This window comes from Clostridioides sp. ES-S-0049-02, assembly GCF_020658465.1.
In the GTDB taxonomy this organism is placed as follows: domain Bacteria; phylum Bacillota; class Clostridia; order Peptostreptococcales; family Peptostreptococcaceae; genus Clostridioides.
Genome location: NZ_JACVWG010000088.1, coordinates 1 through 255 on the forward strand (window position 1 = coordinate 1; position 255 = coordinate 255).

1 rRNA gene is annotated in these 255 nt (G+C 51.8%); it reads right to left on the reverse strand.

Annotated elements, in window-relative coordinates:
- Position 1: 1 nt before the first annotated feature.
- Positions 2–255 (reverse strand): 23S ribosomal RNA (locus IC213_RS20800); the annotation flags it as partial.

The following is a 255-nucleotide window of genomic DNA, read 5'->3' on the forward strand; positions in this document are numbered from 1 at the left end:
TGAGACAGTGCCCAAATCGTTACGCCTTTCGTGCGGGTCGGAACTTACCCGACAAGGAATTTCGCTACCTTAGGACCGTTATAGTTACGGCCGCCGTTTACTGGGGCTTAAGTTCACTGCTTCGATTGCTCTAACAGATCCCCTTAACCTTCCAGCACCGGGCAGGCGTCAGCTCCTATACATCGTCTTGCGACTTAGCAGAAACCTATGTTTTTGGTAAACAGTCGCTTGGGCCTATTCTCTGCGGCCACCGTA